Annotated in this window: 19 protein-coding genes; 8 read left to right on the plus strand and 11 right to left on the minus strand. The window is 71.6% G+C overall.

What is annotated here, in order from left to right:
• Positions 1-8 precede the first annotated feature (8 nt).
• On the plus strand, positions 9-665 hold the full coding sequence (locus IE250_RS01695) for a response regulator (RefSeq protein WP_189667530.1): 657 nt from the start codon (positions 9-11) through the stop codon (positions 663-665).
• On the opposite strand, the gene fgd is transcribed toward IE250_RS01695, so the two are convergent.
• The 5 genes from fgd to IE250_RS01720 all read right to left on the minus strand — a co-directional run bounded on the left by fgd (position 652) and on the right by IE250_RS01720 (position 8002).
• Positions 652-1653: a glucose-6-phosphate dehydrogenase (coenzyme-F420) gene (gene fgd, locus IE250_RS01700; protein WP_189667531.1), complete on the minus strand. Its 1002-nt coding sequence runs from the start codon at positions 1651-1653 to the stop codon at positions 652-654. The two genes, IE250_RS01695 and fgd, sit on opposite strands and share 14 nt — an antisense overlap.
• Positions 1654-1736: 83 nt before the next feature.
• Positions 1737-2711, minus strand: a complete 975-nt coding sequence (locus IE250_RS01705) for a hydroxymethylglutaryl-CoA lyase (protein ID WP_189667532.1) — start codon at positions 2709-2711, stop codon at positions 1737-1739.
• Positions 2704-4749 carry an ATP-binding protein gene (locus tag IE250_RS01710; RefSeq protein WP_189667533.1) on the minus strand — a complete coding sequence of 682 codons (2046 nt, stop codon included), beginning with the start codon at positions 4747-4749 and terminating at the stop codon, positions 2704-2706. Before IE250_RS01710 ends, IE250_RS01705 begins: the two co-directional genes overlap by 8 nt.
• 5 nt (positions 4750-4754) lie before the next feature.
• Positions 4755-6314 carry a carboxyl transferase domain-containing protein gene (locus tag IE250_RS01715; RefSeq protein ID WP_308434101.1) on the minus strand — a complete coding sequence of 520 codons (1560 nt, stop codon included), beginning with the start codon at positions 6312-6314 and terminating at the stop codon, positions 4755-4757.
• A gap of 47 nt (positions 6315-6361) precedes the next feature.
• Complete coding sequence (locus tag IE250_RS01720; RefSeq protein WP_189667535.1) at positions 6362-8002, minus strand: fucose isomerase; 1641 nt, start codon at positions 8000-8002, stop codon at positions 6362-6364.
• Between the two features lie 207 nt (positions 8003-8209).
• On the opposite strand from IE250_RS01720, the gene melA reads away from it, so the two are divergent.
• The gene (gene melA / locus IE250_RS01725; protein WP_189667536.1) at positions 8210-9598 is read left to right on the plus strand and encodes an alpha-galactosidase; all 1389 of its coding nucleotides are present in this window, start codon (positions 8210-8212) and stop codon (positions 9596-9598) included.
• Positions 9599-9642: 44 nt separating this feature from the next.
• The gene (locus IE250_RS01730; protein ID WP_189667537.1) at positions 9643-10227 is read left to right on the plus strand and encodes a TetR/AcrR family transcriptional regulator; all 585 of its coding nucleotides are present in this window, start codon (positions 9643-9645) and stop codon (positions 10225-10227) included.
• Between the two features lies 1 nt (position 10228).
• On the opposite strand, the gene IE250_RS01735 is transcribed toward IE250_RS01730, so the two are convergent.
• Positions 10229-11398 carry an acyl-CoA dehydrogenase family protein gene (locus tag IE250_RS01735; RefSeq protein ID WP_189667538.1) on the minus strand — a complete coding sequence of 390 codons (1170 nt, stop codon included), beginning with the start codon at positions 11396-11398 and terminating at the stop codon, positions 10229-10231.
• A 67-nt stretch (positions 11399-11465) separates the two neighbouring features.
• On the opposite strand from IE250_RS01735, the gene IE250_RS01740 reads away from it, so the two are divergent.
• A complete protein-coding gene (locus tag IE250_RS01740; protein ID WP_189667539.1) occupies positions 11466-12236 on the plus strand; it encodes an enoyl-CoA hydratase-related protein in 771 nt (256 codons plus the stop codon).
• A gap of 37 nt (positions 12237-12273) precedes the next feature.
• The gene (locus tag IE250_RS01745; protein WP_189667540.1) at positions 12274-13086 is read left to right on the plus strand and encodes a TrmH family RNA methyltransferase; all 813 of its coding nucleotides are present in this window, start codon (positions 12274-12276) and stop codon (positions 13084-13086) included.
• Between the two features lie 7 nt (positions 13087-13093).
• Here IE250_RS01745 and IE250_RS01750 read toward each other — a convergent pair whose 3' ends face one another.
• The 4 genes from IE250_RS01750 to IE250_RS01765 all read right to left on the minus strand — a co-directional run bounded on the left by IE250_RS01750 (position 13094) and on the right by IE250_RS01765 (position 17217).
• A complete protein-coding gene (locus IE250_RS01750) occupies positions 13094-14221 on the minus strand; it encodes a GNAT family N-acetyltransferase (RefSeq protein WP_189667541.1) in 1128 nt (375 codons plus the stop codon).
• Positions 14222-14231: 10 nt separating this feature from the next.
• Positions 14232-15368 carry a GNAT family N-acetyltransferase gene (locus IE250_RS01755; RefSeq protein ID WP_189667542.1) on the minus strand — a complete coding sequence of 379 codons (1137 nt, stop codon included), beginning with the start codon at positions 15366-15368 and terminating at the stop codon, positions 14232-14234.
• 223 nt (positions 15369-15591) lie between these two features.
• Positions 15592-16401 (minus strand): DUF554 domain-containing protein, encoded by an 810-nt coding sequence (locus tag IE250_RS01760; RefSeq protein WP_189667543.1) that lies wholly within the window; start codon positions 16399-16401, stop codon positions 15592-15594.
• A gap of 36 nt (positions 16402-16437) precedes the next feature.
• On the minus strand, positions 16438-17217 hold the full coding sequence (locus IE250_RS01765) for an SDR family NAD(P)-dependent oxidoreductase (protein ID WP_189667544.1): 780 nt from the start codon (positions 17215-17217) through the stop codon (positions 16438-16440).
• Positions 17218-17372: 155 nt separating this feature from the next.
• Between IE250_RS01765 and metH the strand changes: the two genes are divergently transcribed.
• Positions 17373-20900: a methionine synthase gene (gene metH / locus IE250_RS01770; protein ID WP_229872171.1), complete on the plus strand. Its 3528-nt coding sequence runs from the start codon at positions 17373-17375 to the stop codon at positions 20898-20900.
• A gap of 272 nt (positions 20901-21172) precedes the next feature.
• Here metH and IE250_RS01775 read toward each other — a convergent pair whose 3' ends face one another.
• Positions 21173-21688 carry a hypothetical protein gene (locus IE250_RS01775; RefSeq protein WP_189667546.1) on the minus strand — a complete coding sequence of 172 codons (516 nt, stop codon included), beginning with the start codon at positions 21686-21688 and terminating at the stop codon, positions 21173-21175.
• A 251-nt stretch (positions 21689-21939) separates the two neighbouring features.
• On the opposite strand from IE250_RS01775, the gene IE250_RS01780 reads away from it, so the two are divergent.
• Together IE250_RS01780 and IE250_RS01785 are read left to right on the plus strand one after the other, a co-directional pair.
• A complete protein-coding gene (locus IE250_RS01780) occupies positions 21940-23070 on the plus strand; it encodes an aromatic ring-hydroxylating dioxygenase subunit alpha (RefSeq protein ID WP_189667547.1) in 1131 nt (376 codons plus the stop codon).
• Complete coding sequence (locus IE250_RS01785; RefSeq protein ID WP_189667548.1) at positions 23067-24071, plus strand: PDR/VanB family oxidoreductase; 1005 nt, start codon at positions 23067-23069, stop codon at positions 24069-24071. Before IE250_RS01780 ends, IE250_RS01785 begins: the two co-directional genes overlap by 4 nt.
• The last annotated feature ends 60 nt before the right edge of the window (positions 24072-24131 follow it).

Raw genomic sequence — 24131 nt, forward strand, 5'->3', positions numbered from 1 at the left:
CTGGTCCCATGATCCGGATAGTGCTGGTCGACGACCAGGAGCTCGTGCGGACGGGCCTGCGCGCCCTCGCGGAGAGCGAGGGCGACATCACCGTCGTCGGCGAGGCGGCGGACGGGCGCTCCGGGGTGTCGCGCGTGCGGGAGCTGCGGCCCGACGTCGTCCTCATGGACATCCGGATGCCGAACCTGGACGGCCTGGCCGCCACCCGGGAGATCGTCGCCGACCCGGGCCTGGCCGGAACCCGGGTGCTCATCCTGACCACGTTCGACGAGGACGAGCACGTCTTCGAGGCCGTCCGGTCCGGGGCGGCCGGCTACCTGCTCAAGGACGTCGCGCCGGCCGAGCTGCGCCGCGCCGTCCGCGTGGTCGCGGCGGGCGACGCGCTGCTCGACCCGGCGGTCACCGCCACGGTGCTGCGGGCCGTCGCCGCGAGCCCGGCACCCCGGTCCGCTGACGACCGGCTCGCCGGCCTCACCGAGCGCGAACGCGAGGTGCTGCAGCAGCTGGGCCGAGGGCTGACGAACGACGAGATCGCCCGCGAGCTCTACCTCAGCCCAGCCACCGCACGCACCTATGTGAGCCGGCTGCTGGCCAAGCTCGGCGCGCGGGACCGCGCGGCGCTGGTGATCCTCGCCTACGAGACGGGGCTCGTCAGAGCGCCTTGAGGCGTGGCAGGACGTCCTCGCTGAACTGCGTGAGGAACCGCTCCTGGTCGTGGCCGGGGCCGTGCACCACGAGGTGGTTCAGGCCGGCGTCGACATAGGGCTTGATCATCTCGACGGCCTGCTCCGGGTCGGACGCGACGATCCAGCGCTTCGCGACCTGCTCGATCGGCAGCTCGTCCGCCAGGCGTTCCATCTCCGTCGCCGAGTGGACGCTGTGCTTCTGCTCCGGCGTCAGCGACAGCGGCGCCCAGAACCGCGTGTTCTCCAGCGCGGTGGCGGCGTCGCGGTCGTAGGAGATCTTGATCTCGATCATCTTGTCGATGTCGGCAGCGTCGCGCTCCGCCTTGGCGGCGCCCTCCGCGACGGCGGGCAGCAGCTTCTCCGTGTACAGGTCCATGCCCTTGCCGGACGTGCAGATGAAGCCGTCGCCCGCGCGCCCCGCGTACCTGGCCACGAGCGGGCCGCCCGCCGCGATGTAGACGGGCACGGGGTTCTCCGGCCGGTCGTAGATCTGGGCGCCGACCAGCTCGTAGTAGTCGCCCTTGAAGTCCACGCTGTCCTCGGTCCAGAGGGCCCGCATGAGTTCCACGGCCTCGCGCAGGCGCGCGAACCGCTCCTTGAACTCGGGCCACTCGCGGCCCGAGACGGCTATCTCGTTGAGCGCCTCGCCCGTCCCGACGCCGAGGATCACGCGGTTATCGGTGAGCAGGGCGAGGCTCGCGAACGTCTGCGCGATCACCGCGGGGTTGTAGCGGAAGGTGGGGGTCAGCACGCTCGTGCCGAGCTGGATGCGGGAGGTGCGCTCGCCCGCCGCGGCGAGCCAGGCGAGGGCCGACGGCGCATGGCCCCCCTCGTGCCGCCACGGCAGGAAGTGGTCGGAGACCATCGCGCTGTCCAGTCCCACCTCCTCGGCGCGTACTGCGAGCTCAACCAGCTCGCGCGGCCCGAACTGCTCGGCGGACGCCTTGTAACCGATCTTCAGAGTCACGCCTCAGACCCTACGCTCGATCACCGACACACAAACCCGGTGGTCGCGCAGATCACATCCGGCCAGGTCAACGTGTCAGACGGTCACCGGCGGGCGGCGGGCTGAGCTGGAGTACCCCGCAACGCCTGGTAGGCGCGGCTGACCGGCGCGTGGTCCAGGTGAGGCTCCAGCCAGGCGCTGGTCTCCACCAGCCGCGGCAGGGAGACGCCGGTGCGGATCCCGAGTCCCTCCAGCATCCAGAGCAGGTCCTCCGTGGCGAGGTTCCCTGTGGCCGACTCCGCGTACGGGCACCCGCCGAGCCCGCCCGCGGACGTGTCGAACGTCGTCACCCCGTGCCGCAGCGCCGCGGCGACGTTGCCGAGCGCCTGACCGTAGGTGTCGTGTGCGTGCAGCGCGAGAACGTCGTCGGGCAGGCCCGCCTCGTTCAGCGCGTCCAGGAGTGCCACGACATGCCCCGGCGTCCCGACGCCGATCGTGTCCCCGAGCGAGAGCTGTTCCGCCCCGAGGTCCATGAGCCGCTTGCCTGCCGCGACCACCTGGTCCAGCGGGACGTCGCCCTCCCACGGGTCGCCGAAGCACATCGAGACGTACGCCCGCACCCGCATCCCGGCCGCCCGCGCCCGCGCCACCACCGGCTCGAACATCGCGTACTGCTCGTCCAGGGACCGGTTCAGGTTCCGGCGCGCGAACGAGTCGGTAGCGCTGGCGAAGACCGCGATGTGCCGCAGCCCCAGGTCGTAGGCGCGTTCCAGGCCGCGCTCGTTCGGCACGAGCACCGGCAGGTCGTAGGCGCGGTCGCCGAGGCGCCGCACCAGGGCGGCCACCACCTCCTCGGCGTCGGCCAGCTGGGGCACCCAGCGCGGGTGCACGAGGCTCGTGGCCTCCACGTACGGCAGGCCGGCGTCGAGCAGCCGCTCGACCAGGTCGACCTTCACCGCGGTCGGGACCACGGCCTTCTCGTTCTGCAGCCCGTCGCGCGGGCCCACCTCGTAGATGGTGACGCGGTCGGGCAGGCTCGGGTCGGGCACCACCTGGGGCCTGCGGACCTGCTCAGACATCGGAAGCCTCCTTCTCGTCCGGGGTCGCCTCGATCTCGAAGAGCACCTGCCGCGCCGCCACCTGCTCCCCCGCCGCAGCGCGCACGCGCACCACACCGGCCGACGGCGCCACGAGCGACACCTCCATCTTCATCGCCTCCAGCACGCCGAGCGACTGCCCGGCGGTCACCTGCTCGCCGTCGCGCACCTCGACACGGGCCAGCGAGCCGGGCATCGCGGCGACCACCACGCCGTCGGACAGCTCGGCCCCCGCGACGCTCGACGCGCCCGGCCGGACGAACCGGAACGTGTGCCCGCGGGTGCTCACCTCCACGGACCGCGGACGGACGTCGATCGCGAACCGTGCGGCGACTCCGTCCAGCTCCAGCAGGCCCTCACCGTCCGCTCCGCCCACGGCGCGGCACGACGTCGGAGTCTCGCCGTCGCGGCGCACCTCGCCCCTGCCGATGCTCACCCGGAGCACCGCGTCGTCGAGCTCGACCCACGTGTCGGCGGGCGGCCCGCCGAGCCGCCACCCGTCGCCTCCGTCTCGCGCTGCTGCCGCCGCGATCGCCCAGGCCGCCGCGACGAGCGCGGGCCCCGGGTCCGGAGCGGGCAGCGGATGCGTGTCCAGCCACGCGGTGTGCACCTCGCCGTCGCGGAACGCGTCGGAGTCCGCGAGCGCCCGGACGAACCCGGTGTTGGTGACCAGGCCGCCGATCGCGGTCGCGTCGAGCGCGTCCACGAGGCCGCGTCGGGCGGCCTCCCGGTCGGCGCCGCGGGCGATGACCTTGCCGACCATGGGGTCGTACGCGGCAGGCACGACCGTGCCGTCCTCGATGCCGGCCTCCACCCGCACGGTGCTCCCATTGGTCCCGGTGGTCGAGCCTGTCGAGCCAGCCGTTCCCGTAGCCGCCGGCCACCGCACGCGGGTGGCGGTCCCGGCCTGCGGCAGGAACCCGCCGAACGCGTCCTCTGCATAGATCCGCGCCTCGATCGCGTGGCCGACGACGACGACGTCGTCCTGCGCGAAGTCCAGCTCCTCCCCGGCCGCCACCCGGAGCTGCTGCTCGACGAGGTCGATCCGTTCGCCGCGCACCCGGACGACCTCCTCGGTGACGGGGTGCTCGACCTGGAGGCGGGTGTTCATCTCGAGGAACCAGGCGCCCTCGGGGGTCGAGCCTGCCTCCACCAGGAACTCCGCCGTCCCGACGCCGGTGTACCCGACCTCCTGGGCCAGGCGGACGGCCCACTTGTACAGCGACTCGCGCACGACGGGGTCGAGATCGGGCGCCGGCGCCTCCTCCAGGACCTTCTGGTGCCGGCGCTGGGCGGAGCAGTCCCGCTCGTGGAGGTGGAGCACGTTCCCGTGCTCGTCGGCGAGGATCTGCACCTCGACATGGCGGCCCCGCTCGATGTAACGCTCCAGCAGCACGGTGTCGTCGCCGAACGCGGCCGCTGCCTCACGGCGGGCGGCCGCGACGGCGGGGCCGAGCTCGTCCTGGCTGCGCACGATGCGCATGCCCTTGCCCCCGCCGCCGGCCGCGGCTTTGACGAGCAGGGGGAACCCCCCGCCTATCGAGCCCTCCCCGCTGGTCGCGTCTGTCGAGACCCCGGTCTCGAGCGGGTCCTGAGCCTGTCGAAGGGCAACCTGCGAAAGGACCGGCACTCCCGCGGCCACGGCGATCCTCCGCGCCGTGTCCTTGCGGCCCATGGCGTCCATCGCCTTTGGCGGCGGCCCCACCCAGGTCAGCCCGGCGCCGATGACGGCGCGAGCGAAATCGGCCTGCTCGGACAGGAACCCGTAACCGGGGTGGACGGCGTCGGCGCCGGTCTCCTTCGCGGCCGCGATCATCGCGGGGATCGACAGATAGGACTCGGCAGCCGACGTCGGTCCGAGGCGCACGGCGACGTCGGCGGCCCGGGTGTGCGGGGCGGCCCGGTCGGCGTCGGAGTAGACCGCGACGGTGCGCAGGCCGAGGCGACGGGCGGTGCGGATGATCCGCAGGGCGATCTCGCCGCGGTTGGCGACAAGCAAGGTGTGTATCGGGGTGCGCATCTCGATCACATCCGGAAGATGCCGTAGGACGGCTCGGGGATCGGGGCGCCGGCAGCGGCGGCCAGGCCGAGCGCGAGGACGCGGCGGGTGTCGGCGGGGTCGATGACGCCGTCGTCCCAGAGGCGGGCGGTGGCGTAGTAGGGGTTGCCCTGGGCCTCGTACTGGGCCCGGATCGGGTCCTTGAACGCCTCCACCTCGGCGGCGGGGGCGTCGGCGAGCTCCCGGCGCACGGTCGCGAGGACCGACGCCGCCTGCTCGCCGCCCATGACGGAGATGCGGGCGCCCGGCCACATCCACAGGAACCTGGGGTCGTAGGCGCGGCCGCTCATCCCGTAGTTCCCGGCGCCGAACGAACCGCCGAGCACCACGGTGAACCGCGGGACGGAGGTGCAGGCCACGGCGGTGACGAGCTTGGCGCCGTCCTTCGCGATGCCGCGGTTCTCGTACTCCTTGCCGACCATGAACCCGGCGATGTTCTGCAGGAACACCAGCGGTATGCGCCGCTGGTCGCACAGCTGCACGAAGTGCGCGCCCTTGAGCGCCGACTCCGAGAACAGGATGCCGTTGTTCGCGATGATCCCGACCTGGTAGCCGTCGATGCGGGCGAACCCGCACACCAGCGTCTCGCCGTACCGGGCCTTGAACTCGGCGAGCTGGGAGCCGTCGACGATCCGCCGGATCACGTCGCGCACGTCGTAGGGGGTGCGCGGGTCGGAGGGGACGTCGTAGAGCCCGTCGGGGTCCAGCTCGGGCTCCTCGGACTGGGCGCGGTCCAGGCTCGGCGGGGCGGCCCGGGTGGTGCCGATGATCTCGCGCACGATGCGCAGGGCGTGCGCGTCGTCGTCGGCCAGGTGGTCCGCCACGCCCGACGTCGTGGTGTGCACCAGGCCACCGCCGAGCTCCTCGGCCGTGACCACCTCGCCCGTCGCGGCCTGCACCAGGGGCGGGCCGCCGAGGAAGATGGTGCCCTGGTCCCGCACGATGACCGCCTCGTCGCTCATGGCCGGCACGTACGCGCCGCCCGCGGTGCAGGAGCCCATGACAGCCGCTACCTGTGGGATGCCCCGCGCGGACAGGTTCGCCTGGTTGTAGAAGATGCGTCCGAAGTGCTCGCGGTCGGGGAACACCTCGTCCTGCATCGGCAGGTACGCGCCGCCGGAGTCGACGAGGTAGACGCACGGCAGGTTGTTCTCGGCGGCCACCTGCTGCGCGCGCAGGTGCTTCTTCACCGTCACCGGGTAGTAGGTGCCGCCCTTGACGGTGGCGTCGTTGGCGACGACCACGCACTCGCGCCCCGCCACCCGGCCGATCCCCGTGACGATGCCCGCGCTGGGCACCGCCCACTCGCCGCCGTACATGTCGTAGGCCGCCAGGGCCCCGATCTCCAGGAAGGCGCTGCCCGGGTCGAGCAGCCGGTCCACGCGGTCGCGGGCGAGCAGCTTGCCGCGCCCGGTATGACGTGCGCGCGCCTCGGGCGATCCGCCCTGGCGCACGCGTGCCATCCGCTCCCTCAGCTGCGCGGTCAGGGTGCGCAGATCCGTTCCAACACCAACGTCGGTGGCCATGTCAGGCAGCATAGTCCGCCGGTTAACGATCGTTAACCCCAGCGGTCTCAGGCGAGCGCCGCCACGTCACCGCACACGTGCACCTCGACGCCGAGCTCCTGGAAGAGCGCAGCCTTGGCGACGAGCGCGTCGTCGGCGGTCGCGGCGTCCGGCGCGTAGGCAACGCTGAGGTGGTTGGCCCTGTGGCGGGCCATGAACTGGTCGCGCGAGATGCCGTGCAGCACGGCGTGCATGATCGGCCACTCCGGGTTGGTCGCCTGCCAGCGGCGCTCGGTCTCGGCGTCGGGCAGAGCGACTGCCGAGGCCCGCCCGAGGTCGACGTGGAGCCGGCCTCCGGCGATGTAGACGCGGGACCAGACGATCTCCCCGGGCCTGGAGACCCCCTTGATGGTGGAGCCGCCGAGCGGGAAGTAGACAGGGTTCTGCCGCCACCCCTGGGCGCCCGCGTACCCGCCCTCCAGGTGCGACGGCGGCACGGAGCCCGAGATCTCGAAGACCCACACGAACCGGCCGTCGAAGTCCTCGCCCCAGCGCACGTCGTGCAGGGTCGTGGCCGGGTCCAGGCGCATCGCGGTCCACAGCCGGTTGGTGACCAGCGCGTCGACGGCGACGCCCTCGTCGGCCTCGTTGAAGTGCGGCAGGGCCTTGCCGTCCCACAGCACGCGCGCGCCGTCGCGCGAGGTGACCGGGGGCCGGACCACGTTGTTGAGCAGGCCCTCGGCCAGGTCCGAGGCCGGGCTGAGGTCCTTCAGCCCCTGCTGGTACTGGATGCCGACGGCGTCCAGCCCGAAGTCGTCGGCGATGCGCAGCGCGGCGATATACATCTTGTGCTGCCAGGCCAGCTGCGCTGCGGTGAGCTCCGTGGCCTCGTCCTCGCCGAGGCGGAACGTCATGCCGGCCTCCTCGAGCCAGGCCTGGACCGCGGCCGCCTCGGCGTCCGGCACCTGCTGCATCTCCGCCCACAGCGCGGACTGGCTGAGGCGCTCCTTGTAGATGCCGATCGGGTTGAGCAGCTCGTCGTCGATGATCGCGTTGTACATGCCCATGCAGCCCTCGTCGAAGACGCCGACGATCGCCTTGTCGCGCAGCAGCTGGGCGGCCAGCGCACGCCCGAGGTCGGCCTGCGGGCCCGCGGGCAGCGCGGGCGAGTCGGTGACGTGCGAGGCGTCGTGCTCGATCCGGCCCGTCTCCAGCCACTGGCGGATGCCGTCCCGGAACCACGCGTCGGTGAAGTCGACGCTCCAGATCGTCGAGTAGGGCTTGCCCATCTTGACCAGGCCGGCGTTGAGGCCGAGCATGCCCACCAGGCCGGGCCGGTCCCCCACGAAGTTCGCGACGGTCAGGATCGGGCCCTCATGGGTACGCAGCCCCGCCAGCACGTGGTGGCTGTACTGCCAGACCGCCTCGGCCACGATCAGCGGCGCGTCCGGCGGGATCGACCGGAACACTTCGAGGCCCATCCGCTGTGAGCTGATGAACCCGTGCCCCGTGGCGGGGTCCACCCCGTTGGCGCGCACGACGCTCCAGCCGAGCTCGGCAAACGCGGCCGTGACGTCGGCCTCCATCGCGGCCTGCGTGGGCCAGCCCGCCTGGTTCGCCGACTCGCGCAGGTCGCCGCTGGCCACCAGGTAAGCCGTCTTCGGCGCCACCTCCGGGCGAGGGGTCACTGCGGGAAGGTTGTAGGACATGTCGCACTCCTTCATCCGGTCGTGAATCTCCAGCCTCGCAGACTTTGTTGTGGGCGGGATCGTTGCGACTTCATGCCCGTTTTAGGCGCAACGGTCGCGCCCACAACAAGGAGGGTCTGGTCGCCCCGAGCGCAGGCCTAAGGATCCCGGAGAGTCGGGGCACGCAGCCGGAGGTTTCGCCGCCATCCTCGGACCTAACGTCGCAGCATGGCTTCCTCCCCCAAGATCACCATCATCGGCGCCGGTGGCTTCGTCTTCCCGCTCCGCCTCATCGGCGACCTGCTCAGCTTTCCGTCGCTGCGCGGCGCCACCCTCAGCCTCATGGACGTCGACGGCGCGCGCCTGGACCGGGTGGCGACGGCCACCCGCGAGCTGGTGGCCCACCACGGCCTACCGACGGTCGTGGAGCAGACGACCGACCGGCGCGAGGCCCTGCGTGGCGCCGACTTCGTGATCATCACGTTCCAGGTCGGCGGCGTCGAGTCCTACCGGCACGATGTCGAGATCCCGCGTCGCTACGGCGTCGACCAGACCGTGGGCGACACGGTGGGGCCGGGCGGCGTGTTCCGCTTCCTGCGCTCGGTCACCGCTTACCAGGGCATCGCCGCCGACGCCCTGGACGTGTGCCCGGACGCTCAATTCATCAACTACGCCAACCCGATGGCCATGGCGACGGCGTACCTCAACGCGCTGGGGCTGCGCTGCGTGGGGCTCTGCCACAGCGTGCAGGGCACCACCCGGATGCTCGCGCGCACGCTCGGCGTGCCGTACGACGAGGTGTCCTTTCGCTGCGCGGGCATCAACCACCAGGCATGGGTCCTGGAGTTCCGCCGCGGCACGGAGGACCTCTACCCGCGGCTGCGCGAGGTGATGGCGGACCGGCACCGGCCGGGCCGCGCGGCGGCGGACCTCCTGGCCGACGACGGCGACCATTCCGAGGAGGCCCTGGCGGCCAGCAACTACGAGGGCGGCAACGAGCAGGTGCGCACGACGCTTATGAACCACTTCGGCTACTTCGAGACGGAGTCGAGCCATCACGCGTCGGAGTACGTGCCGTACTTCCGCAAGGACGCCGTGACGACCGCGGAGTACATCCCGGAGCGCTGGGACTACTACGAGATCTGTGCCGCGCACGACGAGCAGGGCGACGTCGACGAGCAGCTCGAGCGCCTCAAGGCGGACCTGAGCCCGTCCGTCGAGTACGGGGCGTCGATAGTCAACGCCGTCGTCACGGGCGTGCCCGCCGTCGTGTACGGCAACGTGCCCAACGCCGGGCGGGTCGTGACGAACCTGCCCGACGACGCGTGCGTCGAGGTGGCGTGCCTGGTCGACGCCAACGGCATCCAGCCCACCAGCGTCGGGGACCTTCCCCCGCAGCTCGCGGCGCTCAACCGCACCAACGTCAACGTGCAGACGCTCGCCGTCCGCGCGGCGCTCACCGGCGACGTCGAGCACGTGCACCATGCCGTGGCGATGGACCCGCTCACCTCCGCGCACTGCACGCTGGAGCAGATCCGCGCGATGACCGACGAGCTGTTCGACGCGCACGCGGCGCTGCTGCCCGCCGCCCTGCGGAAGCCTGCCCTGGCCCGCTGAGCGCGGGCGGCGCCCCGGCCGACCACACTCCTAGACTGCTTCCCGTGACTCCGCGCAGGCAGCAGATCCTGAGCACGGCAGCCGACCTGTTCGCCGCCCGTGGCTTCCACGGCGTCTCCATGGGTGACATCGGCGCGGCCGTCGGCGTCTCCGGTCCCGCTCTGTACAAGCATTTCGCGGGCAAGGAGGACATCCTCGGGCAGTGCCTGATGCACGCCTCCGACCAGCTCCTGGCCGGGGCGCGGGAGCTGCTGTCCGACGGCGGGATGAGCTCCGCCGTCGGGCCGGGATTGGAGGACGCCGTGCCCGAGGGCGCCCTGGAGGCCCTCATCGCCCGGCACGCCGACTTCGCGCTCGACAACCCCGCCCTGATCGTCGTGCAGGAGCGGGAGTGGGGCGCGCTCGGCGCCGACACCCGCGCGCAGGTCCGCAAGCGGCAGCTCGCCTACATCGAGGTGTGGTGCGACGCGCTGCGGCCGTTGCGCCCGGACTTGTCGGCGGGGCAGGCCCGGGCGGCGGTGCAGGCGGCGTTCGGCCTGCTGAACTCGACCCCTCACAGCGCGCGCATCGGCCGCGACGCCATGCGGTCCCTCCTGACCCGCATGGCGCGCGCGGCCCTGCTCCCCTGACCTATTCGACGGGGAGGCCCAGCCCCCGGGCGATGAGCATGCGCTGGAGCTCCGAGGTGCCCTCCCCGATCTCCAGCACCTTCGCGTCCCGGTAGAAGCGGGCGATCGGCCCGTCCTCCATGACGCCGTAGCCGCCGAACACCTGCGCCGCCATGCGCGTGGCCGTCACGGCGGACTCCGTGGCGTAGAGCTTGGCGACCGACGACGCCCTCCGGAACTCGTCGAGCGGGGCCCCGCCGTCCTTCAGCGCGGCCGCCCGGTAGGTGAGCGCGCGGCTCGCCTGGAGCATGACCTCGATGTCGGCGATCTGGAACGCGACGCCCTGCTTGCGGCCGATCGGCCCGCCGAACGTCGGGCGCACACCGGCGTGCTCCACGCATCGTTCCAGCATCGCCTGGATGCAGCCGGTCGCGAGCGCCGCCACCGCCACGCGGCCCGTGTTGAGGGAGATCATGAGCTGCTTGAACCCGTTGCCCCGCTCGCCCAGCAAGTTCGCCTCAGGGACGTGCACGTTCTCGAAGCGCAGCGGGTGGACGTCGCAGGCGCGCCAGCTCATCTTGTCGTGCAGGGGCTCGACGACGAACCCCGGGGTGTCGTTGGGGACCAGGATGGCGCTGAGCTCGGGGCTGCCGTCCGGCCGGGTGCCGGTCCGCGCGGCGACGGCGCAGACGCTGGTGATGGGCGTTCCCGAGTTGGTGATGAACTGCTTGGCGCCGTTGATGACCCACTCGCCGTCGACCAGGTCCGCGGTGGTGGTCATTGCGTTGGCGTCGCTGCCCGCGCCGGGTTCGGTGAGGCCGAACGAGCCGAGGCGGCGCCCCGCCACGAGATCCGGCAGCCAGGTGTCCTTCTGGTCGTCGGTACCGAAGGCGAGCAGGGTTCCGATCCCGAGGCCGACGCCGGCCGCGAGCGTGATGCCGACGGACTGGTCCACGCGGCCGATCTCTTCGACGGCGATGCTGAGTCCGGTGAGCCCGACGTCGGACCCTCCGTATTCCTCCGGGGCAGTCAGGCCGAACAGGCCCAGCTCCCCCATCTGGTGCACCACCTGGACGGGCAGGCGCTGGTCCCTGTCCCATCCGGCGATGTGGGGCGCGATCTCGCGGTCGGCGAACTCCCGTACCGCGTCCCGGAGCTTGGTGTGCTCGGGGTTCTCTGGTGAGGTATGCATGTTGCGCATATCACTGAGGTTAACCACCATTAACCTTGCAGCGCCAGGCCCCACGGAGGACTTCCCGATGCCCAGCCAGAAACAGGTCGCGTACGACGTCGTCGCGCTCGAGCGGCCCGACGCGCCGTCCGCGCCCTACGCCCGGATCACGCTCGATTCGCCCCGGCGGCGCAATGCGCTCTCGCTCGCCCTGCTCGACGAGCTTCAGGCCGCCCTCGACCGCGCCGCGCACGACGACGTCCGCGCCGTGGTTCTCGCAGCCAACGGGACCGCGTTCTGCTCCGGCGCCGACCTCACCGAGGCCCTGGCCGACGGGATGACCGAGTCCGCACGCAAGCTCGCGAACGTGCTGCGCACGATCCTCGCCCTGCCAAAGCCCGTGGTGGCGCGCGTGCACGCGCCGGTCCGGGCCGGTGGGATCGGGCTGGTCGCCGCGTGCGACGTCGCGATCAGCGCCGACAAGATCACCTACGCCTTCACCGAGGCCCGCCTCGCGCTCGCGCCCGCCGTCATCTCGCTGGCGGTGCTGCCGCGGATGACGCCGCGGGCGGCGTCGCGCACGTTCCTCACGGGGGCGCCGTTCACGGCGGCCGAGGCCGCCGCCTGGGGCCTGGTGACCCAGACCGTCCCGCTCGACGACCTCGACAAGGAGGTCACGACCGTGCTGGGCGGCCTCGCCACGGGCGACCCGCAGGGGCTGGCCGCCACCAAGGAGCTGCTCAACGCGGACGCCCTGGCCCGCTTCGACGAGCGCGTGGACGACGCCGTCGCCATGTCGGCCAAGCTGTTCGGCTCGGAGCGCGCCCGCGCGGCGATGGAGAAGCTGCTGGCGCACTGAGCCGCGCCGCCGGGCGGGAACGGTGTTGGATAGGGGTGTGGCCATCCGGATCTCCGCGCGCAACGCGCGCTTCCAGCAGTTGCAGACCCTGCTCACCAACCGCAACAAGCGGTTCCGGGCCGCCGAGTTCATCGTCCAGGGGGTGCGCCCGATCACCATGGCCGTGGAGCACGGCTGGGAGGTCCGCGCCCTCCTGTACGACGCCGAGCGCCACCTCTCGCGGTGGGCCAGGGACCTGCTCGCGGCCTACCCGCACGTGGAGCACGTGAAGATGGCGCCCGACCTCCTGGCGGAGCTCGCCGAGAAGGACGACACCGAGCTGCTCGCCGTCATCGCCATGCGGCCCGACGACCTGGACCGCATCGAGGCGGGCCCGGACTTCCTCGGCGTCGTGTTCGACCGCCCCACCCAGCCGGGCAACATCGGCGCGATAGTGCGTTCCGCCGACGCGTTCGGCGCCGACGGCGTGATCGTGACCGGGCACGCCGCCGACGCCTACGACCCCAAGTCCGTGCGGGCCACGACGGGCTCGTTCTTCGCGATGCCGGTCGTGCGGACCCCCTCCTCGGCCGAGGTCATGGCGTGGGTCGACGCGCGCCGCGCCGCCGGCGTCCCCGTTGTCGTCGTCGCCACGGACGAGGGCGGCGACGCCGACGTCTCGGGCTACGACCTCACCCAGCCGGTCCTGCTCCTGGTCGGCAACGAGACCGGCGGCCTGACCCACGCGTGGCGCGAGGTCGCCGACGTCTCGCTGAGCATCCCGATGTCGGGCTCGGCGAGCTCGCTCAACGCCGCGAACGCGGCGACGGTGGTGCTCTACGAGGCCCGCCGCCAGCGCCTGGCGAAGTAGAACGGGCTCAGAGCTCGATCGAGTACATCCTCGAACCCGTCGTCTTGGTGTAGCCCAGGCTCGCGTACAGGCCGTTGGCGCCGCTCGGGTTGGCCGTGTCGACGTCGAGCACCGCGTACTCCATACCGTCGGCCGCGAAGGCCCGCATGCCGGCGGCGAGCGTCGCGAGGGCCGCCTTGCGACCCCGGTACGCGCGGCGCGCGCCGAGAATGTCCGTGTACCCGAACGAGTACCCGCGCACCGCGAAGTCCTCGGTGTACCGGGCCGCGATCTGGTAGCCCACCACGAGCGGCTCGCCCGCGCGCAGGGCCGCGGCCGTCGCGTCGTCGGTGTCCGGCGAGGCCAGGAGCGCGTCGACGTCGGGGGCGGAGTCGATCACGAGAGTGGACCACTCCGGCGCGAAGCCGGCGCGCTGCGTCCACTGCTCGTGGGTCTGCGGCTGGCTGCCCCAGTGGTCCCGGAAGGCGTCGTTGTGCGCCAGACGCGTGGCCTCGTCCAGGTCCGTGGACCACGGCACGAGCCGGAGCGACCCGGCCAGCGGCACGTCCGGCACCGGCTGCGCGCCCGGACCGGTGAGCGGCCGCGCCAGGTCGGAGTAGTAGCGGCGCACCTCGAGCCCGGCCCGCTCGTACAGCCGGTGCTTGGAGGCGGGCGCGTCGTCCTCGGCGAACACGGCTACCCGCCCGGGCACGTCCTTGCCCGACGCCGCCAGCATCTGCCGGGCGCGGCCGATCTCCCAGGCCAGCAGCTCGCGGCCGATGCCCTCGCCGCGACGGTCCGGACGCACGCCGCCCCAGCAGAAGGCGCGGACCTCGGTCACGTCGCCCGGCGGGCACTCGATCTGGGCCCAGGCGACGAGCGCGCCGTCGTCCGCCGGATCGGTGGAGAACCCGAGCAGCGAGTCCGTGGACATGTCGCGCCACTCCCCGTCGAACAGCTCGTCGATCTCCTCGAACGTCTCGACGTACGGCTCGGCGTCGGCCCGGGCGATGTGGTGACGCAGCGCCAGCCACACCGGCACGTCGTCGCGGGTGGCGCCGCGCCAGGTGAGGCCGCCCGCCGTCGGGACGGTGAGCGTCGCCGGCGGGGCGGCGCGCTCGGTGATCGGGGGAAGGGTGTTGGTCTCGGCAGTCATGGGTTATTCCTCAGAGCTCGATCGTGTAAGCGGCGGAGCCGGCGTTCTTCGTGTAGCCCAGCCGCGCGTACAGGGCCGGCGCCCCCGTCGGGTTGTCCGTGTCGACGTCGAGCTCGGCGTGCTGCATTCCGTCGTGGGCGAAGGCGTGCATCGCGTGGGTCAGCAGCGCCGCCGCTATACGGCGGCCGCGGTAGGCGCGGCGCACGCCCAGCAGGTCGGTGTAGCCCGCGGTGTACCCCTGCGACTCCCAGTCGTGCTCGTACCGTCCGGCCCGGTGCAGCCCCACGACGTACTGCGTGCCGGGCGGGACGGTCCCGTCCCCGGGCTGTTCCTGCTCGGACCCCTCGTACTCGACCGACTCGTCGACCACCAGGAACGACCACTGCGGCGCGAACGAGCTGCGGAACGCCCGCCACGACTCGGGCGTGCGGGGCTGGCTGCCCCAGTGGTCGCGGAAGGCGTCGTTCCGGGCCAGTCGTGCGGCATCCTCCAGGGGGTCCGACCACGGCACCAGGCGCAGCGGCGGTTCCAGGCCGATCGCTGGCACCGGCACGCTCAGGTCGCGCATCAGGTTGGCGAAGTACCGGATGGGCTCGAACCCGCCGGCGCGCAGCAGGTCGCGGCGCTCGGCAGGGTCGCCGTCCTCGATGTGCGCGGAGATCCGCCCGGGCAGGCGGCTCAGCCGCGGATCAGCGTCCGCCGCAGCGAGCGCCTGCCGCGCGCGTCCAGTCGCCCAGGCGAGCAGCTCGGTGCCGATGCCCTCACCGCGGCGGCTTGGGTGCACGCCGCCGGACAGGGCGGCACGCAGGAGAGTGACGCCGTCGGTGGGGAACCGCTCGGCGTGGGCGTACGCCCGCATCACACTGTCACTGTCCAGGCCCACGAGCGTGTCGGCGGCGGCGTCGAACATCGGGGCGTCGAACGTCTCGGCTACCTCGCCGGGCGACGTGAACCAGTCGCGGCCGTCCGCCTGCTCGGCCGCGTGCATGAGCGCCGCCAGCGCGGGGACGTCCTGGCGGGTCCAGGCGCGCCAGGTGAGGCCGCCCGCCCTCGGGACGGGCAGGGTGCTGGGTGCCGCAGCGCGCTCGGCGATCGACGGTCGCGGCGACTCGGACACGGCGAACAGGCCGGACACAGGCTTGGACATACCGCCACGCTATGCGCGGGGGCGCCGTCGGGCACGGGATTTTGCGGGTGATGCTCTCGGTGCTGGTACAAGCCCGACCGCCATCGGGCGCTGCCATTCGCCGGGAACCGTCCGGCCGCTCGACTCGTCGGGGGTAAGACCTACGCAGCCGGGTGGGTAACGGACAGGGAGCATTGCTACGTCTCCGTTACCTACCCGGCTGCGTAGGTCTTACCCCCTGAGGTCAACGCAACGCGATCACCAGCTGGGTCAGGAATGGCGCCACGAGGAGTGCCGGCAGCAGGTCGCCCACGGGGACCTGCTTGATGTGCAGGAGCCGCAGGCCGATGCCCACCAGCAGCAGGCCGCCGGTCGCCGTCAGCGCGGCGATGTGCGCGTCCGGCAGCACCGACCCGAGCAGCACCCCCGCCAGCGTCACCAGACCCTGGACGACGGCGACCGACACCGCGGACAGCAGCACGCCGACGCCGAACGAGGACGCGAACGCCAGCGCCGCGAAGCCGTCGAGGACGGACTTCAGCAGGAGCTGGTCGATGCCGCGACCGAGCCCGTCCGACAGCGACCCGAGGATGGCGAGCGGCCCCACGCAGAACAGCAGCGACGCGGTGAGCCACCCCTCGATGAAGCGCTCGCGGGCCGCGTGGTCCTGCCCCGTCTCGGTCTCGTCGATCAGCAGATGGTGTCGAGAGGCGCGCGCGCCGGAGCGTCTGGCCAGCCAGCCCTGGATCGTGCCGGCCAGACCCTCCAGGCGTGCCTCGACCCGCAGCAACGAGCCGGCGATGCCGCCGATCAGCAGGGACCCGAGCACGATCAGCACGGGGGCGCCGGAGCCTGTCGCGGCGACGAATGCGGCGTCCGTGACCGCGACAGCCGACAGCGCGGCGACGAGCAGGGTCACGAGGCCGAGGATGTCGGTCACCACTGCATGGGTGCGCTGGGGCAGCCGGTGCCCCACGACCATTCCGAGGAGCGAACCGACGACGATCGCCCCGACATTGATGATGGTGCCCAGTCCCGGGAAATCAGCGCTCACCGCGCGAGCCTACCCACCGCACAGCGGCCGGCAGGGTCAGTGCACCGAGAAGCCGCCGTCCACGAACAGCGAGTGGCCCGTGACGTAGCCGGAGGCGGCGCTCGCCAGGAAGATCGCGGCGGTCGCGAAGTCCTCGGGCACGCCGTTGCGGCCCACCGTGGTGCGGGCCGCGAGCGCCGCGACCTTCTCGGCGTCGTCCTGGAGCCGCTGGTTCAGGGGGGTGAGCACGAAGCCGGGCACGAGGGTGTTGGCGGTGACGCCGCGCGCCGACCAGGCCTCGGACTGGGAGCGGGCGAGCGATTCGAGCCCGCCCTTGGAGACGCCGTAGGCGCCGCTGTCGACGAACGACCGGTGCGCCTGCTGCGACGAGATGTGGATCATGCGGCCGAAGCCCCGATCCGCCATGCCGGGCCCGAACCGCTGGCCGAGCAGGAACGGTGCCTCGAGGTTGACGGTCATGGTGGTGTCCCAGACGGCCTCGTCGAGCTGGTTCATGTGGGGGCGCAGGTTGATGCCCGCGCTGTTCACGAGGATGTCGGGCTCGCCGGCGGCCGCGACGATCCCGTCGGCGGCGGCGCGGATGCCGTCGCGGGTGGAGAGGTCCGCGACCACGGGCTCGACCGCGCAGCCGCGCTCGCGCAGGCTTGTCGTCACCTCATCGAGCCGTTCGGCGCCGCGCGCCACGAGCACCGTGCGCGCCCCGGCCTGCGCCAGCGCCTCGGCGATGGCCCGCCCGATGCCCGAGCTGCCGCCGGTCACGACCGCCGTGCGGCCCTCCAGGGAGAACAGGGAGGCCAGGTAGTCGCGCGTTGTCATGGCGGGGACGATACCTATCTTCGACGCCGCCCTCGGTACCGACCTCCGGGCAGGCGCGGCGCCGTCGTCCGGGCAAGGCTTACGCTGCCGGTGTGACCGCTCTTCCCGCCGCCCTGCCCGCTCTCGGCGAACGCTCCGCCGCCCTGCTGGAGGCCATGCGCACGCGCGTGGTCGTGGCCGACGGCGCGATGGGCACGATGATCCAGGAGGCGAACCCGACCCTGGACGACTATCAGGGCCTGGAGGGCTGCAACGAGATCCTGACGGTCTCGCGCCCGGACATGATCGCCGGGGTGCACGACGCGTTCCTCGAGGTCGGCGTGGACGCCATCGAGTCGAACACGTTCGGGGCCAACTGGTCGAACCTGTCGGACTACGGCATCGACGACCGGATCCGCGAGCTTGCGCGGGAGGGCGCGGCGATCGCCCGCGCCCGCGCGGACGCGTACACGACGCCGGACCGGCCGCGCTGGGTGCTGGGTTCGATGGGCCCGGGCACCAAGCTGCCGTCGCTGGGGCACACCACGTACGCGCACCTGCGGGACACGTTCGCGGAGCAGGCGGCCGGCCTGATCGAGGGCGGCGCGGACGCGCTGATGATCGAGACCAGCCAGGACCTGCTGCAGGCCAAGGCCGCCGTGACGGGCTGCCGGCAGGCGATGGCCGACGTCGGGCAGCGGGTCGCGATCATCGTGTCCGTCACCGTGGAGACCACCGGGACCATGCTGATGGGCTCGGAGATCGGCGCCGCGCTGGTGGCGCTGCAGGCGCTGGACATCGACGCGATCGGCATGAACTGCGCCACCGGCCCGGAGCAGATGAGCGAGCACCTGCGGCACCTCTCGCACCACGCCGAGATCCCGGTGACGTGCATGCCGAACGCGGGCCTCCCGGTCCTCGGGCCCAACGGCGCCTCCTACCCGCTGACGCCGGAGGAGCTCGCGGCCGCGCACACGCAGTTCGCGCGCGAGTTCGGCCTTGGCCTGGTGGGCGGCTGCTGCGGCACGACGCCGGAGCACATGCGCCTGGTGGTCGAGGCCGTGCACGGTCTTCCGGTGGCACCGCGCGAACCGGTGCGGGAGAACGCCGTCGCCTCGCTGTACTCGTCCACGGACCTGCGCCAGGAGACGAGCTTCCTAGCCATCGGCGAGCGCACCAACGCGAACGGCTCCAAGGCGTTCCGCGAGGCGATGCTGGAGAGCCGCTGGGACGACGTCGTCGACATCGCCCGCGCCCAGACCCGCGACGGCGCGCACCTGCTCGACGTGTGCGTGGACTACGTGGGGCGCGACGGCGTCGAGGACGTGCGCGCGGTGGTCTCGCGGCTGGCCTCGGCCTCGACTCTGCCCCTCGTCATCGACTCCACCGAACCCGCGGTGATCCGCGCGGGCCTGGAGCTGCTGGGCGGGCGCGGCGTGGTGAACTCGGTGAACTTCGAGGACGGCGACGGGCCGACGTCGCGATTCGGGCGGATCATGCCCGCTGTGGTGGAGCACGGCGCCGCCGTCGTCGCCCTGACGATCGACGAGGAGGGCCAGGCGCGCACCGCGGACCACAAGGTCGCCATCGCGTCCCGGCTGATCGACACCCTGGTGAACGACTGGGGCATGCGCGTGGACGACATCATCGTCGACACCCTGACCTTCCCGATCGCCACCGGGCAGGAGGAGACGCGGCGCGACGCCATCGAGACCATCGAGGCGATCCGCGAGCTCACGCGCCGCTACCCCGGCGTGCACACCACGCTCGGCGTCTCGAACGTGTCCTTCGGCCTCAACCCGGCGGCCCGCGCGGTGCTGAACTCGGTGTTCCTGCACGAGGCCACCGAGGCGGGGCTGGACTCGGCGATCGTGCACGCGGCGAAGATCCTGCCGCTCTCCTCGATCCCCGACGAGCAGCGGCAGACCGCGCTGGACCTCGTGTGGGACAAGCGGATCTGGGACGACGAGGGCAACCTCGTCTACGACCCGCTCGCCAAGCTGCTGGACCTGTTCGAGGGCGTGGACGCCGCGGCGATCCGGGACCAGCGGGCAGCCGAGCTCGCCGCGCTGCCGATCGGCGAGCGCCTGGCCCGGCGCATCATCGACGGCGCTCGCAAGGGCCTGGAGCCGGACCTGGAGCAGGCGCTGGGCGGCGGGATGAAGGCGCTCGACATCGTCAACGACCACCTGCTGGAGGGCATGAAGGTGGTGGGCGAGCTGTTCGGCAAGGGCGAGATGCAGCTGCCGTTCGTGCTGCAGTCGGCGGAGGTGATGAAGGCCGCCGTCGCGCTGCTGGAGCCGCACATGGAGAAGGTCGAGGGCGACCAGACCAAGGGCACGATCGTGCTGGCGACCGTGCGCGGCGACGTGCACGACATCGGCAAGAACCTCGTCGACATCATCCTCACGAACAACGGCTACAAGGTGGTGAACATCGGCATCAAGCAGCCGGTGAGCGCCATGATCGACGCCGCTCTCGAGCACGACGCCGACGTCATCGGCATGTCGGGGCTGCTGGTGAAGTCGACAGTGGTGATGAAGGAGAACCTGGAGGAGCTGGTCTCCCGGGGGCTGGAGAAGAGGTGGCCGGTGCTGCTGGGCGGGGCCGCGCTGACCCGGACGTATGTCGAGGACGATCTCGCCGGGGCGTTCCCTGGGGTGGTGCGGTACGCGAAGGACGCCTTCGAGGGCCTGCGGCTCATGGAGCCGCTGGTGCGCGTTGCCCGGGGCGAGTCGCCGGACGAGGTCGGGCTGCCGGCCCTGCGGAAGCGGCGGCATGGCGTGGTGACGGTTACACAGACGGCTGAGGAGGACCTGCCGGCGCGGTCGGACGTCGCTGCTGACAACCCCGTGCCGGAGCCGCCGTTCTGGGGTACGCGGATCGTGAAGGGCGTGCAGCTCGGCGAGTACGCGGCGTTCCTGGACGAGCGGGCGACGTTCATGGGGCAGTGGGGGCTGAAGCCTGGACGCTCGGAGGACGGGGCTTCGTATGAGGAACTGGTCGAGACCGAGGGGCGGCCGCGGCTGGCGGAGTGGATGGACCGGATCCTCACCGACCAGATCATGGACCCGACGGTGGTCTACGGGTACTTCCCCGTGTGGTCTGACGGCGACGACGTTGTTGTGGCGCACCACGGCGACCTGGCGGGGATCGGGGCGCCCGATGGCGGCTCTGGTGGTGCTGCCGGGACCGAACGGCTGCGGTTCCACTTCCCGCGGCAGCGGCGGGACCGGCATCTGTGTCTGGCTGACTTCGTGCGGCCTCGGTCATGGGTTGAGGAGACCGGGCGGTTTGATGTGCTGCCGGTGCAGCTGGTGACTGTCGGGGACTCGGTGTCTGCTCACACCGGTCGGCTATTCGAGGCGAACAAGTACCGGGAGTACATGGAGCTGCACGGGCTGTCGGTGCAGCTCACCGAGGCGCTTGCCGAGTTCTGGCACGCGCGGGTGCGGTCGGAGCTGGGGTTTGCTTCCGAGGAACCTGCCGGAGTCGAGGGGATGTTCAAGCTGGAGTACCGGGGGGCGCGGTTCTCTCTCGGGTATCCCGCATGCCCCGAGATGGAGGACCGGCGCAAGGTGGTGGAGCTGCTGCGGCCGGAGCGGGTCGGGGTGACGCTGTCGGACGAACTACAGCTGCATCCGGAGCAGTCAACGGATGCGTTTGTGTTCCATCACCCGGAGGCTAAGTACTTCTCGGTGTGAGGTGCGCTTCCGCTTCGTCGCCCTCTGCTCGACCACGACCCGCAGGGAGGAAGCGGTGGCTCGATCTGGAGGACGAGTACTGGAACCTGATCGCCGGACGGCATCGGGACGGTCGAGGGCGAGGAGCAGAAGGTCGAGGCACGCCTGTTCGCGGACGGGCAGCCCGACACGAGCTGATGGCGCTGTTCGACGTGAGCGATTCGACGATCATGCGGGTGTTTCGGACGACGTAGAGGGGCATCGACACCGCAGGCTGCCGTACCGACGCGTCGTCAGCGCCCCAGTTCCAGGAGGCCCGGGTCGTCGGATGGCATTGACCGCGGGCCGAAGACTCTTACCAACTCGGCCGAAGTCTCCTCGTCGAGCAACGAGGGATTGGCCTCAAGCATCAGCTTGAGGCGCTCGGCAAACTGCTGAGGGGTCAGCTCCTCGATCGCGCTCGACGCGTCCATGGCGGTGTCATCGTCTTCGATTCGAGCGTTGGCCAGGATGCGCTGCTGTTCGTCCTTGAATGCCCCGGCCGCGAGCATCGCGTGGAAGCGGTGCTCCCACTCGGCTCGGCTCATGCTGATCTTGGATTCTGCGAGCGCGACTTCCACCCCAGCGGCGGAGGCCACGAGCGTCGCCTGGCTCACAGGGAATGACGCGGCAGCAGCGACCTGGCCACTCGCCCCGCGCGGCCCGGTGACACGCTTCCAAGCAGACTTCCCGGCGGGCACCGCTGTCTCGCTCCACCAGCGCTTGACGTGCGGCGTCGCTTTGACGACGCCCAGCACGACGCCGGCCAAGGCCAGCGGCCACGCTGAGCGGGAAGTTCTGCGGCGGCTGTGTCACTGGGAGCTCGTCGCCCGGGACGAGGGTGTGCATGAAGGCCGAGCCAGCGTCGGAAGCAGGTAGACGTCGAGGTGGCGGAGGGTCGGCCCGGTCACCCCATCACCATAAACCTCCTGGATGGGGGTGATCATCAATCTGTTCTTCCCTGATGGTGGTGCGGCTCGCACAGTGGTGCACGACAGCCACACCGACTAAGGAGCCCCTGATGGCCGACCTGATGCCAAGCGGGAAGGTGACAGCCAAGATCTTCCCGCACCCGCTGAACGCCTGGTACGCCGTCGCATGGGACCACGAGGTGACCGGCAAGGCCCTGATGTCGCGCACCGTCGCCGGCCGGCCCATGGCGCTCTACCGGACCAGGGACGGCCGGCCGGTCGCCCTCGCCGACGCGTGCTGGCACCGGCTCGCACCGCTGTCGATGGGCAAGCTCGTCGGCGACGACGAGGTGCAGTGCCCCTACCACGGGCTGCGCTACAACTCCGCCGGTCGCTGCACGGCGATGCCCGCCCAGGAGACGGTCAACCCGAGCGCGATGGTGCCGTCGTACCCGACGGTCGAGCGCTACCGCTACGTCTGGGTCTGGCCGGGTGACAGCACCCTGGCCGACCCGGACCTGATCCCGGACATGCACCAGATGGACCACCCGGAGTGGGCGGGCGATGGGCTGACCATCCACGCACCCTGCAACTACCAGCTGATCCTCGACAACCTGATGGACCTCACGCACGAGGAGTTCGTGCACGGCAGCAGCATCGGCCAGGAGGAGCTCAGCGAGTCGGAGTTCCGGACCCGGCTCGAGTCCGACGGCAGCGTGACCGTCGAGCGCTGGATGCTCGACGTCGAGCCGCCGCCGTTCTGGCGCAAGAACATCCGCGACCGGTTCCCGGACTTCGAAGGTCGGGTCGACCGCTGGCAGATCATCCACTACTACGCGCCCTCGACGATCTGCATCGACGTCGGCGTAGCCCCCGCCGGCACCGGCGCGCCCGAGGGCGACCGCAGCCACGGCGTCAACGGCTACGTCATGAACACGATCACCCCAGAGACCGACCGGACGTCCCACTACTTCTGGGCCTTCATGCGCAACTACCGGCTCGACAGCCAGCTGATCACCACGCAGCTGCGCGAGAGCGTGCGGAACGTGTTCGCCGAGGACGAGGCGATGCTGGCCGCACAGCAGGCGGCGATCGACGCCAACCCCGACCACGAGTTCTACAGCCTCAACATCGACGCCGGCGGCATGTGGGTGCGGCGGATCCTCGACCGGATGCTCGAGGCCGAGGACCGCGCCCCCGTCCGGTCGGCAGCCGGGTCGGCAGTCGGGTCGGCACCATGACCACCAGCGCCCAGCCCGACTGGAGCACTGGCCGGGTCCTCGCCACCGCCCCGGTGGCAGCGGACGTCCAGCGGATCACCATCCAGCGCCCCGCACGCGGCCGCGCAGCGCCGGGCAGCCACCTCGACGTCCGGGTGCCGGTCGGTGACACGACCGACGTCCGGTCCTACTCCATCGTCGAGTCCGACGACGACGGCTCCCAGCTGACCATCAGCGTGCTCCGGGTGCCGCAGTCCCGCGGCGGCTCGGCCTTCATGCACACCCTCGTCCCGGGCGACGAGCTCCCAGTGACGCAGCCGCTGCAGAACTTCCCGCTCAGCGTGGCCGCCGCACGACACGTGCTGCTGGCCGGAGGCATCGGCATCACCGCGGTGGCGGCGATGGCGCAGGCGCTGCGTCGCGCGGGTGACGACTACACGCTGGTCTACGCCGGCCGCAGCCGGGAGCGGATGGCGTACCTCGACGAGCTGGCCGGCCTCCACGGAGACCGGCTGGTCGTCCACATCGATGCCGAGCAGACGCCCCTGGACGTGGCCGAGCTGGTGGGCTCGATCGGCCGGCATCCGCGGAGCGGGGCCACCGAGCTCTACATGTGCGGGCCGATCCGGCTGATGGACGCCGTGCGCCGGGCCTGGGAGAGTGCGGCCCTGCCGCTGGTCAACCTGCGCTACGAGACCTTCGGCAGCAGCGGCTGGTTCCAGCCCGAGGAGTTCGTGGTCACCATCCCCGAACGAGCGGTGGAGGCGACCGTCCGCAGCGACGAGACCATACTCGGGGCACTGACCCGCGCCGGCATCGACCTGATGTACGACTGCCGCAAGGGTGAGTGCGGACTGTGCCTTCTCGACGTCGAGGCGGTCGACGGCGCCCTCGACCACCGCGACGTCTTTCTCAGCACCACCCAGAAAGCCGACGGACGGACGATCTCCACCTGCGTCTCGCGGGTCGTGGCCAGAGAGGGCTCGCCGAACGGGCCGCGGGTGTCACTAACGCTTCCATGACAAGCGCGACGAGAAAGGGTGAGTTAGCGCCTACCATCAACCGAGTCGAGGCGCGTAGCG

It is taken from the genome of Promicromonospora soli (assembly GCF_014653785.1).
GTDB lineage: Bacteria > Actinomycetota > Actinomycetes > Actinomycetales > Cellulomonadaceae > Promicromonospora > Promicromonospora soli.